The following is a 614-nucleotide window of genomic DNA, read 5'->3' as shown; positions in this document are numbered from 1 at the left end:
CTGCAGCTGTGCTTATAGTGGGCCAGCGCAACGCAAACAATGGGGCAACGGCAGTACGCCAGTCCATTTGTTTCAAGACGCGAATGGCAAAACAAACGCTGCGCAATATCCAATTCGAGAGGTTACTGACATGAGTAAGGCGACCGCCACCCCTGCTCGTCCGACCGAGACGGTCGGCCCCATCACCCTGAACGAGATGCCGACGATCCGCGGACGCGACGGCGCGGTCGAGTTCATCAACGACGTGTTCAACGTCCCGGTGACGAAGACCCGCATGAGGTCCGCGATCGAGGGGCGCGAGCTCCCGGTGTTCAAGATCAGCGGCTGCAACTACTTCAGCGAGCGCGACCTGTACCTGTGGGTCAAGAGCCTGGCTCGCCCCGCCGTTCAGCGCGGGGGTGCCGCATGAGCGGGCCGATCCCCGATCCGGGCTGGAAGCCCGAGTTTGAGCAGTTCCCGGCGCTGTCCGACCGTGAGTACACCGACCCGTCATTGCGCGCGACCTCGAACTCCACGTGCGACCAGTACCTGACGGTCATGGAGCACAGCGAGAGCCCGCTGAGGGACAAGAGCCGTGACGTTCGGTACTCGCAGGGCGCTACGCGCTACCTCCG

2 protein-coding genes are annotated in these 614 nt (G+C 63.4%); both read left to right on the top strand.

All coding sequences use genetic code 11. From position 1 onward, the window contains the following. The first annotated feature begins 130 nt into the window (after nucleotides 1–130). A complete protein-coding gene (locus FK268_RS23355; RefSeq protein ID WP_126194775.1) occupies nucleotides 131–409 on the top strand; it encodes a hypothetical protein in 279 nt (92 codons plus the stop codon). Continuing rightward, on the top strand, nucleotides 406–614 hold a 209-nt coding region (locus FK268_RS23350), incomplete at its 3' end, for a hypothetical protein (protein ID WP_146437833.1). The genes FK268_RS23355 and FK268_RS23350, both read left to right, overlap by 4 nt.

The organism is Tsukamurella sputi (assembly GCF_007858445.1).
GTDB classification, from domain to species: domain Bacteria; phylum Actinomycetota; class Actinomycetes; order Mycobacteriales; family Mycobacteriaceae; genus Tsukamurella; species Tsukamurella sputi.
The sequence above is the reverse complement of the archived record's forward strand: the minus strand, read 5'-3'. Positions and strand labels throughout refer to the sequence as shown.